The sequence below is a fragment of the Prosthecobacter sp. genome (assembly GCF_046154365.1).
Lineage (GTDB): Bacteria > Verrucomicrobiota > Verrucomicrobiia > Verrucomicrobiales > Verrucomicrobiaceae > Prosthecobacter.
Genome location: NZ_JBJXFV010000102.1, coordinates 47080 through 59819, shown reverse-complemented (window position 1 = coordinate 59819; position 12740 = coordinate 47080). Strand labels below are relative to the sequence as shown.

The following is a 12740-nucleotide window of genomic DNA, read 5'->3' as shown; positions in this document are numbered from 1 at the left end:
GCGGCGGCTGGTCTTCGACACCGCCGCGCTCCTTTTTCAGACAGGCTCCGTGCCGGAACGATGCGATTGAAGACGAGGCGAACGCGGTGGGAGCGCGGCGTCCACGCCGCTTCACGGTTCGCTTGGTCCACGAGGACCGAACACCAAACAGTGTTGCACGGTGAAGCGGCATAAATGCCGCGCGCCTCCGCGCCAGCGTCGCGGTCTGGCTTCCGTCGCTCCTTTCAACTGCATCGTGCCGGCATAGTGCTGCCCCGGCCGGCGGGCTCCCCGAGTCCGCGCTTGCAAATTTCCTGAATCCGACTTGGATGCATCCATGTTCCAATACACCGCGCTCGCGCAAAACAAATCCTGGCAGCCCGGCCCCTATCCCGGAGTCGAGCTGCTTGTGCTCCACAAAAACGAAACCACCGGCGGCGTCACCGTGCTCCGCAAATTTCACGCCGGCGTCACCGTGCCGGCGCACACCCACCCCCTGGCGGCCGAATCGGTTTACATCCTGAGCGGCGAATGGGAGGAGGCCGGCACGACCTACACCACCGGCGCGTTCTTCCACGCGCCGCGCGGCGAGCGTCACGGGCCGCACTTCGCAAAGTCGGAAGTGATCAGCCTGACGGTGTTCGACGGGCCGCTGACCATCGCGTAATTTTTCGCCGTGCCGCTCCTGCAACCACCGGACAGCCATCATCTCGCCGCCGCCCTCGGCTGGCTGGAACTGGGCTGTCCATCCGATGCGCTGACGGAGCTGGAAAAGATTTCCCCCGACTTGCTGGGACATCCGGCCGTCCTGGAAATGCGCTGGTCGGTTCATTCCGAGATGAAGGACTGGGCGGCGGCGTTGCCGGTCGCCCAGGCCCTCACGCGGGCCGCGCCTGACCAGGCCGCCGGATGGCTGCATCAGTCCTATGCGCTGCGCCGGGTGGCGGGCGGTGGATTGCAGACCGCATTTGATTTGTTGCGATCCGCCGCCGACCGGTTTCCGGAGGACTGGCTCATCGCCTACAACCTGGCCTGCTACACCTGCCAGTTGCAGCAGCCGGATGCGGCGTGGGAATGGCTGCGCCGCGCCACCGTCCGGGGGGAGAAACCACGCGTTCTCCAAATGGCGCTCGACGACCCGGATTTGCTGCCGTTGCGCGACCGGATCCGGATCTTCGCCGCCGAAGGCAACGTGGGGGCTTGAACTCGGCTCGTGTTCTCCGCACTATCGCCGCCCAATGAAGCTTATTCGCGACATTCACGCCGCAAAAAAGGCCGCCAACCAGCCGGTGATTTCCTTCGAGTTTTTTCCGCCGAAGACGGACGAAGGCGACCGCAATCTCCTGGAAAAAACCATCCCCGCCCTGCTTCGTCTCAAGCCGGACTACTGCTCCGTCACCTACGGCGCGGGCGGCAGCACCCGGGACAAGACGCTGATGATCGTGGACCGGATCCAGCGTGAACACGGCCTCACGGCCATGTCGCACCTCACCTGCGTCAACGCCACCAAGGAGGAATTGCGCGCCGTGGTCGAACAGGCCCGCGCGCTCGGCATCAAAAACATTCTCGCGCTGCGCGGCGATCCGCCCGGCGGCAACGGCGAATTTCAGAAGACGCCGGGCGGCTTCGAGTTCTCGCGCGAACTGGTGGCGTTTCTCAAGGAACTGGGCGGATTCTCCGTGGGCACGGCCGGTTTTCCCGAGGGCCACATCGCCTGCAAGGAAGGCCGCGAGGTGGACTGGCGGAGGCTGAAGGAGAAGATCGACGCCGGAGCGGACTTCGTGCTCACGCAACTGTTCTTCGACAATGCCGACTTCTACCGGTTCCGCGATTTTCTCACCCGGCTCGGCGTCACCGTGCCGATCTGCCCGGGCATCATTCCGATCATGTCCTCCTCGCAGATCAAACGGTTCACCGCGCTCTGCGGCTCCAAGCTGCCCGCTCCACTCCTGGCAAAACTTGACGCGCTGGGTGACAACGACGAGGCGGCCACCGCCTACGGCATCGACTACGCCACGGCCCAGTGCGCCGACCTGCTGAAGAACGGCACGCCCGGCATTCATTTCTACACGTTGAACAAGCCGCACTCGACCACGGCGATCGTAAAAAACCTCGGCCTGGCCTCGTGAAGCTGAAGGTTTACGTTTACGAGAAATGCGGCACCTGCCGCAACGCGATCAAGTTTCTGCAATCGCGCGACATCCCCTTCACCGCCGTGCCGATCCGCGAAACGCCGCCGACCCGGCCCGAGTTGCAGCGCATGCTGGCAATCTACGGCGGAGAACTTCGCCGGCTGTTCAACACTTCCGGTCTGGATTACAAGGCGCAAAACTTGAAAGACAGGCTGCCGAAACTCACCCCCGCTGAAGCGGTAGCCCTGCTCGCCAGCAACGGCAATCTGGTAAAACGTCCGTTTGCCTTGTCCGAACGAGGAGGGCTGATGGGCTTCAAGGAAGACGAGTGGGAAAAGTTCTGTCAGGACCGGCCCGCCACCTGATCTTCAGCGGCAGATTTTTCGGCAACGCCCGCCAGCCCGCCGGTTGAGCCGGGCGCACCGGGGCATCACGCCAGTGCGTAGGCAGCGGTGTTCTCCACGTCCCCGGCTTCCCGACCGACCTGGGCGGTGAGAGGCACCGTTGGATTTTTGAAGTCAATCCCTGCCAGGGAGGTGTAGTGACGGAACACGTCCACGTTCTCCACAAAGCCCCGGAACAATTCCGCGCCCGGCCCCAGCGCGATCAGCGGCACGTAGTCAGCCGTGTGCGCGTTGCCCGTCCAACCGATGCCGTAATAATTCGCGAGCAACTGGCCCAACTGCACCATTTCATTGTTCATGATCTCGTACATTGCGTGCCCCTTATTGCTCAGAAACGGGATCAGCCACTCCGAGCGGCGCTGCGAAACTTTACAACCGGTCAGCTCCGGGATGATCTGCATGATTTCCTTGTAGGTCGGAATCTGCTCCTTCGGCTTGGGCGGCTCGACGGGTTTGGGCGGAGGCTTGGCGCCCACCGGTGGTTCATCGGTGAATTGATTGGCCGCGCCCAGCTTGGCGACATCACCACCCTCGTCGGCATTGAGGGGATCGGCACCCGGGTCCACGGCCACGTTGGTCTTTTTCAGGTGCTTGATGATTTCCGGGAACGAGCATTTTACCTTCGCCACGTTGGCAAAATGCTTGGAGCTGTCGCAGTAAAGAGTGCCTGCGCCATTCAAGGCCATGTTGCCGTTGCCATGGTCGGTGGTGACCGTAATGAGGGTGTCGGGATTTTTTTTCTGAAATTCCAGACAGACCTCAAGCGCGTCGTCGAACGCGATCATGTCGTGCAACGCCGAGGCAGCGTCGCAGTTGTGACAGGCGTGGTCCACCAGTCCGCCCTCCACCTGGAGGATAAAGTGATTTTCCCTGCCCAACCAGTCGAGCGCGGCGCGCGTCATCACGGCCAGCGTGGGAACCGTGGCGATGAGCTTCCGGCTGGCGAGATGATCGATCGTGTAGGGCAGATGGCTCGAGGCAAAGGTGCCCAGCCAGCGCTGGTCGTTCGGGGCCGCCTTCAGTTGATCCAGCGTCTCCATCACCACGTAGCCGGCGGCGAGATAATCCTTTTTCAGGTCGCGCTTGTCCTTCCGTTTGGCGGGATCGAAGAAGATTTTGCCGCCACCGAGCAGGACATCGACCTTGCGTTCCAGGTACTGCACGGCAATGGCCGTGCCGGTGTCGCGATTGTCCACGTTGGCCGCGAACCCGGCCGGTGTGGCGTGGGTGATCTCAGTGGTGGTGACCAGCCCGCGCTTCCAGCCGATGTCGGCGAACAGCTCGTATAGCGTCTTGAGATTCTTTTTGCCGGGAAGCTGGTTGATCACGCCGTTGAGCACCCGCGAGCCGCTGCCCCAGCTCGACGATGCCGCCGAGGAATCCGTCACCAGCGAGTTGAGCGAGCGCATGTTCATCAGCGCCTGAACGGCGGCGGGATTCTTGTACAGCTCCATCCACGTCAGCCCGCGCTTGCGGGTCAGGCGTGAAAATGCGTCCGCCAGGGTGAGCGTGCCCATGCTCATCCCGTCAGCAACGAGATGAATAATATGACGCGGCTTCTGGCCGGCAATGGCGTGGAGCACATCCGCAGACCGCGCAAGATGGGGAAAGCCGGCAGCCGCGGAGACCACGGCGGAACCCTTGAAAAAACTGCGGCGGCTAATCATGGTCGGGGAATTAAGCACGGGGGCTTGCCGGGGTAAACAACAAATCCATCCCTCCTGCCGTTTCAGCCTGTGCCGCGGGTCTATTTCCGCATCCAGCCGCCCAGCCCTTGACGCTGATAGTAGCGAAAGGCCCGTTCGCCCATGGCCTCCCGCACCGCCTGCTCCGTCTCGTCGCCCATGGCCTGCAAGGCCGCCGTCTTCTGCGCCAGGGTCAGGGTTGGATTGGAAGCCAACGCGACCCGCTGTTCCTGCACCTGTCGCTTGTAATCATAAACCTCCAGCGCCTTGCTCGCAGGCAGTTGAAAACGCGCCGCCGCCACGCACAATCCGCGATAGTCCGCGTCCTGTGCACGCACGTACTCCGCGGCGCGCGCCTCGCCCAGTTTCGCACGGATCGCCGCCTGCAACGCCTCGCCGGACTGAGCCCACTTTTCCTGCGCCGCCGGATCTTCCGGTTCGCCCTGGCCCCAGACGTCGTCGAAACCTTTTCGTAGTTTGAAGATCTCTAGAAACTCCTCCTCGGTCGCGTTCATGCCGAAGAGAGAATCGCGCACCGAGTAGGCCGTGGGCGACATCCGCAACTCGTATTGCCTGAACTCCTCCGGGGAGAGCGTGGCGGCGATTTCCGCATCCCGCTGCTTCTGGATTTGCCGCAATTGCGCCTGGTCCCCGGCGGTCAACGCCTCCCCCTCCTCCCACACCTTCTGGCGCACCGCCAGTTCCTCCCCGGCCGCCTTCTCCACGGCGATGCGGACACGGCTGCGTTTCCCGTCCGGAAGAAAATCCAGCCGCTTCCCGTAATAATCTTCCTGACCCAACACCTTTTGCCGCTCGGCGACCAGATCGACACCCATCAACTGCTGGATCACATTCCGCTTCTCGAAATCGATGGCCTGCTGCTGGCGGTGCGATTCCCGCTGGTCAAGACTGCTCCACAATTCCTTCTCCTCCGACTGCCAGTAGGCCAGATCCTTCCGGCCCGGCGCCGCGGCCCGCAAGCGAGGCGCCAGCAGCTTGTCCACGTCGGCGATGATGATGTCACGGATCGTCTGCTCCGGGCAACCGATGGAGCGCAGCCGCTCGATGTAGGCGCGGTAATCCTCCGACTCCAACTGGCTCCAGTGAAAATCGTTCGTGCGCGTGACCGTTACGATGCGCTTTTCGACCCTCACCTCGGGAGCGGCCGGGACGGATGCGGCCGGGACTGGAGCGGCGGCGTTCTGCGCATCCGCCAATCGCTTGACCAGATAAGCCACCGCTCCCATCCAGACCAGGTTCAGGAGCAGCAGCGTGGTCGTGGACTTGGAAATTTTCATCCAGCGATAGCGTAAACGCGGCCCCCGGCCGCCTAAAGCTTCTCCGCAATAAACTTCTCGAGTTTGACCGCGTCGGCGTTAAACAGGCGGATGCCTTCGGCGGTCTTTTCCGTGGCCATGGCGTCCTCGTTGAAGAGCCAGCGGAATCTTTTCTCGTCGATGACCAGCTTCTGAATATCGCTGGCGGCGGCGATCTCTGGGCTGAGCTTGCGCTCCAGCGGGGCCACGGTTTTCTTCAATTCGCCGAGCAGCGCGGGGCTGATCGTGAGCAGGTCGCAGCCGGCCAGTTGCTGGATTTCACCGATGTTGCGGAAGCTCGCGCCCATCACCTCGGTGGAGTGGCCGAATTTCTTGTAGTAGGCGTAGATCGCCTTCACCGAAATCACGCCTGGATCCTCGGTGGCCGTGAAGTCCCGCCCGGCGTTCCGCTTGTGCCAGTCGAGGATTCGTCCGACGAACGGTGAAATGAGCGTCACCTTCGCGTCAGCACAGGCGACGGCCTGGGCGAGCGAGAAAAGAAGGGTGAGGTTGCAGTTGATGCCTTCCTTCTGCAATTGCTCGGCGGCCTTGATGCCCTCCCAGGTGGTGGCGATCTTGATGAGGATCCGCTCGCGTCCGAAGCCGGCTTTTTCGTAAAGCGCGATGAACTTGCGGCCCTTGGCGACCAGCGCCGCCGTGTCGAAGGAGAGGTTCGCGTCCGTCTCGGTCGAGACGCGACCGGGAACGATCTTCAAAATTTCCTGGCCAAAGAGGACGAGCAGACAATCCACCACCTGCGCGACCAGCGCGGGGCCGGAGAGCGCCGTCGAGCGGTTGTCGGCGATGGCCTTGGCCACCAGGTGCTGGTATTCGGGCATCAGCGCGGCCTTGAGGATGAGCGAAGGATTGGTGGTGGCATCGCGCGGGGTGTATTCCTTGAGCGTCGCGAAATCGCCCGTGTCGGCGACAACGGTGGTGATGTAACGGAGCTGTTCGAGCTGGTTCAGGGTGTTGTTGCTCATAAATTCTGTCTGTGTGTTGCCGCAAATTCTCCGGGCCAATGTGCCAAAGAGCAAGCTGCAGGCAACGCTTTAATCAAGTTATTCGGAAAACGGGTTTCGGACGGAGAAGGTCCGGTGGAGGAAGATGATCACCCGGTCGGACTTGGTGAGACGCGGGATCAGCCCCCGGTAATACGGCAATGGGGATTACACCTCTTCCAGCGCTTTCGCCGCATCGCCAAATTTCGGAAGCCGGACATTCATCTTGTCCATCATGGAGAGGTACAGCCGGCACATCTGGCGCTCGGGCTTGCCCTTGTAGTCGAGCACGCGTCCACCTTTGATGCGCCCCCCTGCCCCACCGAGCATGACGACAGGCAACTGCGAGGCGTCGTGGTTGCCAGTGAGCATCGAAGAGCAGTACATGAGCATCGTGTTGTCGAGCAGAGTGCGCGGACCTTCCTGGATGGCGTCGAGCTTGCGCGCGATGTAGGCGACTTGCTGGAGAAAGAACTGGTTCACTTTGAGCCAGTCCGCCGTGTCGCTGTGCGAGAGCAGGTGGTGAATCATGTAATCCACCCCGAGATTCGGGAAGCGCAAGGAACTGTGGTCGTTGTTCAGTTTGAGCGTGGTGATGCGCGTGGTGTCGGTCTGGAAACCGAGCACGAGGAGGTCGCACATGATGCGCATGTGCTCGCCGATGTCCTGCGGGATGCCGTCGGCGGGGCGTTTGATGTTCGGCTTGTCGAGAGTGGGTCGCCAGCCTTGCAACTCGCCTCGCTTGCCGGCGTTTTCGATGCGCTTCTCCACCTCGCGCACGCTGTCGAGATACTCGTCGAGCTTGCGCTGATCACTGCTGCTGATACCACGGCGCAAGTCCTGCGCATCGGCCAGCACCGCATCGAGCACGCTCTTGTCACCCGGTGTGACTTCATCTTTAAAGAGGCGGTCAAACGCCAGCGCCGGGTAAAGCTCCAGCGGCGTCGGTGTCGTCGGCGAAGACCACGAGATGTGCGACGAGTAGAGCATCGAGTAATTTTTATGCACCGACGGATTCGAGCGCTCACAACCGAGCACGAGGCTTGGCACCTTGGTCGAGCGCCCATACGTCTGCGCCAGCATCTGATCGAAGCTCGTGCCCGAACGAATCTCGCCGCCCGACGCAATCGGCGCACCCGACAGCAGATTTCCCGTCTGCGAGCTGTGGATGTTCCCCTTCCGCGCCTCCTCGTGATACAAGCCGCGCACGAACAACAGCTTCTCGCGGAAGTCATTCAACGGCGCGAGCACCCTGCCCAGCTCCATCGCCTTCCCCTCGCCCTTCGCCCACCACTCCTTGGAATGAAACCCATTGCCCGAGAACAGCACCGCCAGCCGCACCGGCGCTTCACTCGCAGGTTTGTTACGCTTCGGTTCATCGCCCCAGACATTGAAGGATTCCAGCCACGGCAAGGCCATGCTGACACCTGTCCCGCGCAGGAAGGCTCGACGTGAGTAATGGTGGGTGTTCATGCTTTTTCGCGGGTGGAGTTTTACCAAATTCGCGATGCGCCTAGCGAGGAAAGCGGCGTATCTGGCGAAAGGACGGTCATGCCAGACTCAATGGCTTGTGCGGCTAGCAATCGATCAAACGGATCGGGATGAACTTTTGGGAGTTCTCCGCTGCGGTAGATCGAATCTTGATCGAGGTGGAGACTTTCGACCTGAAAAAACTTCATTTGTTGGGGCACCCAGGTCCTTGGTGTATCTGGAAGATCGAGTTTTCCAACCGAGTGCTTCAGGCATACTTCCCAAACACTCACATCACTCAAGTAAAGCCGGTTGGCGGGGTCGTTGATGATCTGGGTTGCCGCCGCAGAGAGTTTTCCCTGCGGCATCGCGAGCCAAATAAAGGTACAGGTATCGAGCAGAACATTCATAGACCCCACTCCTTGAGTTCTTCTTCGGTGAGTGGTGCAAAAGCGGATTCTGGAATCTCAATGACCGGCCCCAAGCAATCGCCCACTTTCGGACGTGGCTTTTGCTTCGGCTTCTTCATCGGCACCAGCATGGCAACGTCCGATTTGCCACGTGCAATGATGAACTCCTGGCCCTTCTCGACCTCCGCAAGGTAGCGGGAGAGATGCGTCTTGGCTTCGTGGGTGGTGATCGTGGTCATGGGCGCGAAAATACCGTTTGCACCAAAGTTAGTCAACTTAGTCCATGCTGTAATCTTTCCCGCGCACTTCGCGGAACTGCGGGCTGCGCACGATCAAGTCGATGAGCGTGGCGATACGATGATCGCTCTTCACCATCGTTTCGATCAGTGGCTTGTCGGAAAGCTGCACGCTGCGGCCGAGGGCGTAACCGAGGAGTTTGCGGGAAAATTGGCGGAGGAAGTCGTCGCGACGCGTAGTGAGCAGATAAGTGCGGAGGTCGGTGAGGCCATCGACTTGAGTGCCATCGGGTAAAATGGTCTTCGTATCGGCTTGGCGGGCGCGACCGATGGCGTCGAAGCCTTCGAGGGCGTAGCCGAAGGGGTCGATGCGTTTATGGCAACCCGCGCAGTTTTCGTCGCGGGTGTGGCGCTCGGTGAGTTGGCGTTCAGTGAGGCCTGCTGGAGCTTCTTCGGGCAATACGGGCACGCCTTTTGGTGGAATGGGCAGTTTGTCGCCGAGGATGACTTCGCTCAGCCATGTGCCGCGCAGAATGGGGCTGGTGCGCGAGGCTCCGGCTTGCTTGGAAAGCGTCGCCGCGAAGCCGAGGATGCCGCCGCGGCCTTTGGAGCGGAGATAGTCGATGCGCTGCCAATCATCTGATTTCGGATTTCGGATTTCGGATTTCAGATTTGCAATGCCGTAGTGGGTCGCAAGCGCGTCATTTACGAACGTGTGATCGGCATCGAGCAGCGTGAGGACGCTGCGGTTGTTTTGGAAAAGATCGACAAAGAAACGCTCCACTTCTTCCTGCATGTCGCTTCGCAGACCGAGGAACGTCGGGAAGTGGCGCTCGCTTTTTTCGTCGAGCGTCGCGACATCGCGCACATGCAGCCACTGGCAGCCGAACTCGGTGGCGAGGCGGCGGATCTTGTCGCTCTTCAACATGCGCTGCGCTTGAGCGACGAGTGAGTCGTGAAGTTTACCGGAGACGGCGAGCGCGCGGAGTTCCTCATCGGGTGCAGATGACCAGAGGAAGTAGCTCAAGCGCGTGGCGAGTTCCGTATCGTTCACTGGCGCTGCTTTCGGGCCTGGTGCGGCTTTTTCGCCGCGATACAGGAAAGCCGGAGCAACGAGCACGCGCGCGATCAATATGCGAACGGCGGCGGCGTGAGGCAGTTCTTGCTGGCGCAGCTTTTGATACAACGCGCGCAGTTCGTTCTGCTCGGCAGCGCTCAGCGGGCGACGCCAGGCCTGCGTGGCGAAATCGAGCGCGGCCTGCACCTGCTGCGGCTCGACATCGACGAGCAGCTTCTTGAAGGCATCGGCGGCCTTCATGATCGGCTGGCGCATCGGTTCGAAGGCGCTGGGCTTCGCGTCTTGTGTGGCGAACTGATATAGCTGCTCGAACACATCCACCTGCTTCAGCGGCGATTCGCTGACGAAACGCAGTTCATCCCACAGGCGGTCGATCTCGGCGATTTGGGCCGCGTCGAGCATCAGACGCTTGAGTTGGTCGTCTTCGCGATGAAACAGCGTCAGCGTGACCACTTCATCGACCGGCACGATTTTCGTGTAGCAGAGCGCGATGGGAAACAGAGCGCGGAAGTCGTCGAAAGCCGCCTCAAATCGCCGACGTGCGGCGCTGTTGTCATTCACGATGATTGGGGCGCTGTGCTGCGTGCGCAGGTTGTTGTCGCTCCACTGACCGGTGGTCAGGGCGGACTCGGCCTTGCCTGCGGCGATGCCTTTGAGCGTTGCTGGATTGGTGGTGAGCACCTGCATCTGCACGCTACCTTCATCTGCGCTGAGTTTGCCTGTGACGACGAACTCCATGCCTTTGGCGAGCACGGCGGGGATTTTCACCTCGATCACGGAAGGCGCTTTGGCCTTTAGATCGGTCGGAATGGACGGATCCGTCTGATTTTTGAGGTGGGCGCGCAGCAGCGGGCTGTTCAGCGGGAAATCACGTTCCAAATGCTGCCGCACTTTCGCAGCGAGCGCCGGCGTCGGTGTCTTGCGCCACTCGACCATCGGCGCGGGCAGATCAGGCGCGGTGTCGATCGTTGCAGGCTGGCTGAGGAAATGCCACGCGCCGTGTGGATTGCCCGCGAGGATGTTTGGCGACACGTCTTTCGCGAGATCCCACGTCGTCTTGCCATCGTGCAGCGTCAGATTGATCGCGGTGAGATCGCAGACGTGATTCCCATCGCGCGGACCGATGACGAGCGCGACGACATCGCCGCTCATCACGCGCACGTTTTCAAACGGCCCCATTGGCAGCAACTTCGCACCAGTGGTCACACCGCTGGCGAGCGTCTCGCTCGTGTTGCCACGGCGCACTTCGAGCACCCAGGTCACGCCGTTGCCGCACTCGGGATGCGCGTCGGCCACATCGCCACGGATGCGCAGTGTGCCCGCCGCCGGACTGCGCCACGCGATGACCGACGCAAGCTTCGGCGAGGGATGCGTGGCGATGCTGTGCGCCTTCATGAGGCCCGGCGTGCGCACGTTGGCGCCGGAGGAGTTTGCCAGCACGCTCAATGCCTGCTCGCCAGTCCAGCCTTTGATGAAATTATAGTCCGGCGTGCTCAGCAGTTTCTTCGTGAGCAGTGGTTCGAGCTTCGTCGTGCCATAGCCGAGGTATTCGCGCCATGCGGCGATCAAATCGGCATCGACATCGTCTTTCCCGGCCGCGATGGCCGCGAGACAGGTCTCCGTGCTCGCCATGATTTTGCGGCGCTGCTCCTCCAAATGCTTCACGAGCGCCGGGAGATCGCTGATCGGCAAATCCGGCCTGCCAGCAGCCACGAGGCGTGGATTCTCCCAGATCACCGCATCGTGCTCCGCACCATCGCCCGCATCGCGAGTGGTGAGATAGAGCGTCACATCTTTTTCTCCCGTCAATTTCACGCGCATCTCATGCTGCGACACCAGTGGCGTCACCGGCTCCTGCCAGGCCTTCGGGCCGTTAACTTTGCCGATGTGCCCCACACTGGTGAAGCGCCACAAAACCTGCTGCCACGGCTCGATGTCGGTCGCCTTGAGCTTCTTCGCGCGGAATTTCGCACGAAGCGGGTCGAGCAGAACCGACGGCTGCGTGCTCGTGAGTGCGTCGCGCAAAATGCGAAGATACTTGTCGCTCAATCCATCGCTCTTCGCACGGCCCTGCAATGCATCAAGGTAACGAGCGAGCGGCAGACGGCCGCTGCCTGTGCCGGTGTCGAGTTTGATTCCTTGCAGCGTGGTTTGAGTTCCCTCGGCGATAGCCGTGTGCCGCAAGTAGATCGCGCGAATCTTCGCCAGCGTCTCGTCCGTCCAGTCACGCGAGGAGTTGCCCGCCGAGAAATGGATGCCTCGCGGTGTCAGCACCGCGTGATTCGCGATCTCCTTCGCAGCATCGAGGTATTTCGTGAGCAAGGCAGGCGACATCACCAGCGCAGCGCTTGCATTGGTGAAGCCTTCGCCCGCTGCGCCATCGACCGGAAACTCCTTCGCCGGATCAAGCGATGCCACGCCGGTGAGATCACGAATCGTGTAAGTGTACTCCATGTTCGACAACCGCCGCAGCACCACCGGCCCCGGATCACCCGCGCTGGCGAGCGCGATTTGATCCAGCGTTTCGCGCACCCAGCCAACGAGCTGCTTTTTCTCATCGGGCGCGAGCGGTTTCTCCTTCTTCGGCGGCATCTCGCCCATCGCGATCTGGTCGAGCACGTTCTCCCAGATGTGCGGCTCCTTGTGGATGTCCGATTTTTCGAGATCGAGATCGCCCTTCTGCTTCGCGGTCGAGTGGCAGTTGAGGCAAGATTCCTTCAGCAAAGGCAGGATCGATTGCTCGAAGACCTGCTTTTGATCGGCAAAAAGATGCGCGGTAAAAAATGAGACACTGATGAACAAAAGTCCGCCTGCGGCCGGCATGCCGTGGATCTTAATCGCAGTCATGGTGTTGAGTGGTGAAGGATGAGAGAGAATCAAAATCGCAGTGGCAACTAGCGATCCAACCCCCATCGACGACGAGGATATGGCCGGTGGTGAAGTTGTTCTCGGGTGCGGCGAGGAAGATGGCGGCGTGCAGCCCAGGGAGCGACGCGAGCAGCAGGATGGCAAGGATGGGTCTCATGGAA

At 61.2% G+C, this 12740-nt stretch carries 12 protein-coding genes; 4 read left to right on the top strand and 8 right to left on the bottom strand.

All coding sequences use genetic code 11. The features are described 5' to 3' along the window. The first annotated feature begins 316 nt into the window (after window positions 1-316). The 4 genes from ACKVY0_RS13340 to ACKVY0_RS13325 are packed head-to-tail and all read left to right on the top strand — an operon-like array spanning window position 317 to window position 2476. On the top strand, window positions 317-646 hold the full coding sequence (locus ACKVY0_RS13340) for a cupin domain-containing protein (protein ID WP_409215316.1): 330 nt from the start codon (window positions 317-319) through the stop codon (window positions 644-646). 9 nt (window positions 647-655) lie between these two features. Continuing rightward, window positions 656-1183 carry a tetratricopeptide repeat protein gene (locus ACKVY0_RS13335; protein ID WP_409215315.1) on the top strand — a complete coding sequence of 176 codons (528 nt, stop codon included), beginning with the start codon at window positions 656-658 and terminating at the stop codon, window positions 1181-1183. Between the two features lie 34 nt (window positions 1184-1217). Continuing rightward, a complete protein-coding gene (gene metF / locus ACKVY0_RS13330) occupies window positions 1218-2108 on the top strand; it encodes a methylenetetrahydrofolate reductase [NAD(P)H] (RefSeq protein ID WP_409215314.1) in 891 nt (296 codons plus the stop codon). Next, entirely contained in the window at window positions 2105-2476 is a 372-nt protein-coding gene (locus tag ACKVY0_RS13325; protein WP_409215313.1) for a Spx/MgsR family RNA polymerase-binding regulatory protein, read from the top strand. The genes metF and ACKVY0_RS13325 overlap by 4 nt, the downstream gene beginning before the upstream one ends. Window positions 2477-2541: 65 nt before the next feature. Here the strand turns inward: ACKVY0_RS13325 and ACKVY0_RS13320 are convergent, their stop codons facing one another. The 8 genes from ACKVY0_RS13320 to ACKVY0_RS13285 form a co-directional block, all read right to left on the bottom strand. Then, a complete protein-coding gene (locus ACKVY0_RS13320) occupies window positions 2542-4182 on the bottom strand; it encodes an alkaline phosphatase (protein ID WP_409215312.1) in 1641 nt (546 codons plus the stop codon). A gap of 80 nt (window positions 4183-4262) precedes the next feature. After that, window positions 4263-5498 carry a hypothetical protein gene (locus ACKVY0_RS13315; RefSeq protein WP_409215311.1) on the bottom strand — a complete coding sequence of 412 codons (1236 nt, stop codon included), beginning with the start codon at window positions 5496-5498 and terminating at the stop codon, window positions 4263-4265. A 32-nt stretch (window positions 5499-5530) separates the two neighbouring features. After that, window positions 5531-6499, bottom strand: a complete 969-nt coding sequence (gene tal, locus ACKVY0_RS13310) for a transaldolase (RefSeq protein WP_409215310.1) — start codon at window positions 6497-6499, stop codon at window positions 5531-5533. Window positions 6500-6685: 186 nt separating this feature from the next. Beyond that, entirely contained in the window at window positions 6686-7990 is a 1305-nt protein-coding gene (locus tag ACKVY0_RS13305; protein ID WP_409215309.1) for a DUF1552 domain-containing protein, read from the bottom strand. Between the two features lie 20 nt (window positions 7991-8010). Beyond that, on the bottom strand, window positions 8011-8397 hold the full coding sequence (locus ACKVY0_RS13300; protein WP_409215308.1) for a type II toxin-antitoxin system VapC family toxin: 387 nt from the start codon (window positions 8395-8397) through the stop codon (window positions 8011-8013). After that, window positions 8394-8636, bottom strand: a complete 243-nt coding sequence (locus tag ACKVY0_RS13295) for a type II toxin-antitoxin system Phd/YefM family antitoxin (protein ID WP_409215307.1) — start codon at window positions 8634-8636, stop codon at window positions 8394-8396. Before ACKVY0_RS13295 ends, ACKVY0_RS13300 begins: the two co-directional genes overlap by 4 nt. Before the next feature lie 37 nt (window positions 8637-8673). Further along, entirely contained in the window at window positions 8674-12558 is a 3885-nt protein-coding gene (locus ACKVY0_RS13290) for a DUF1592 domain-containing protein (RefSeq protein WP_409215306.1), read from the bottom strand. Beyond that, complete coding sequence (locus ACKVY0_RS13285) at window positions 12545-12736, bottom strand: hypothetical protein (RefSeq protein ID WP_409215305.1); 192 nt, start codon at window positions 12734-12736, stop codon at window positions 12545-12547. Before ACKVY0_RS13285 ends, ACKVY0_RS13290 begins: the two co-directional genes overlap by 14 nt. Window positions 12737-12740: the final 4 nt, after the last annotated feature.

What these genes read in the sequence shown, in the direction of transcription:
- ACKVY0_RS13300 (WP_409215308.1), bottom strand. Translation starts at nt 8,397, where the DNA reads ATGAATGTTCTGCTCGATACCTGTACCTTTATTTGGCTCGCGATGCCG.
- ACKVY0_RS13305 (WP_409215309.1), bottom strand. Translation starts at nt 7,990, where the DNA reads ATGAACACCCACCATTACTCACGTCGAGCCTTCCTGCGCGGGACAGGT.
- ACKVY0_RS13290 (WP_409215306.1), bottom strand. Translation starts at nt 12,558, where the DNA reads ATGACTGCGATTAAGATCCACGGCATGCCGGCCGCAGGCGGACTTTTG.
- ACKVY0_RS13295 (WP_409215307.1), bottom strand. Translation starts at nt 8,636, where the DNA reads ATGACCACGATCACCACCCACGAAGCCAAGACGCATCTCTCCCGCTAC.
- metF (WP_409215314.1), top strand. Translation starts at nt 1,218, where the DNA reads ATGAAGCTTATTCGCGACATTCACGCCGCAAAAAAGGCCGCCAACCAG.
- ACKVY0_RS13285 (WP_409215305.1), bottom strand. Translation starts at nt 12,736, where the DNA reads ATGAGACCCATCCTTGCCATCCTGCTGCTCGCGTCGCTCCCTGGGCTG.
- tal (WP_409215310.1), bottom strand. Translation starts at nt 6,499, where the DNA reads ATGAGCAACAACACCCTGAACCAGCTCGAACAGCTCCGTTACATCACC.
- ACKVY0_RS13315 (WP_409215311.1), bottom strand. Translation starts at nt 5,498, where the DNA reads ATGAAAATTTCCAAGTCCACGACCACGCTGCTGCTCCTGAACCTGGTC.
- ACKVY0_RS13340 (WP_409215316.1), top strand. Translation starts at nt 317, where the DNA reads ATGTTCCAATACACCGCGCTCGCGCAAAACAAATCCTGGCAGCCCGGC.
- ACKVY0_RS13320 (WP_409215312.1), bottom strand. Translation starts at nt 4,182, where the DNA reads ATGATTAGCCGCCGCAGTTTTTTCAAGGGTTCCGCCGTGGTCTCCGCG.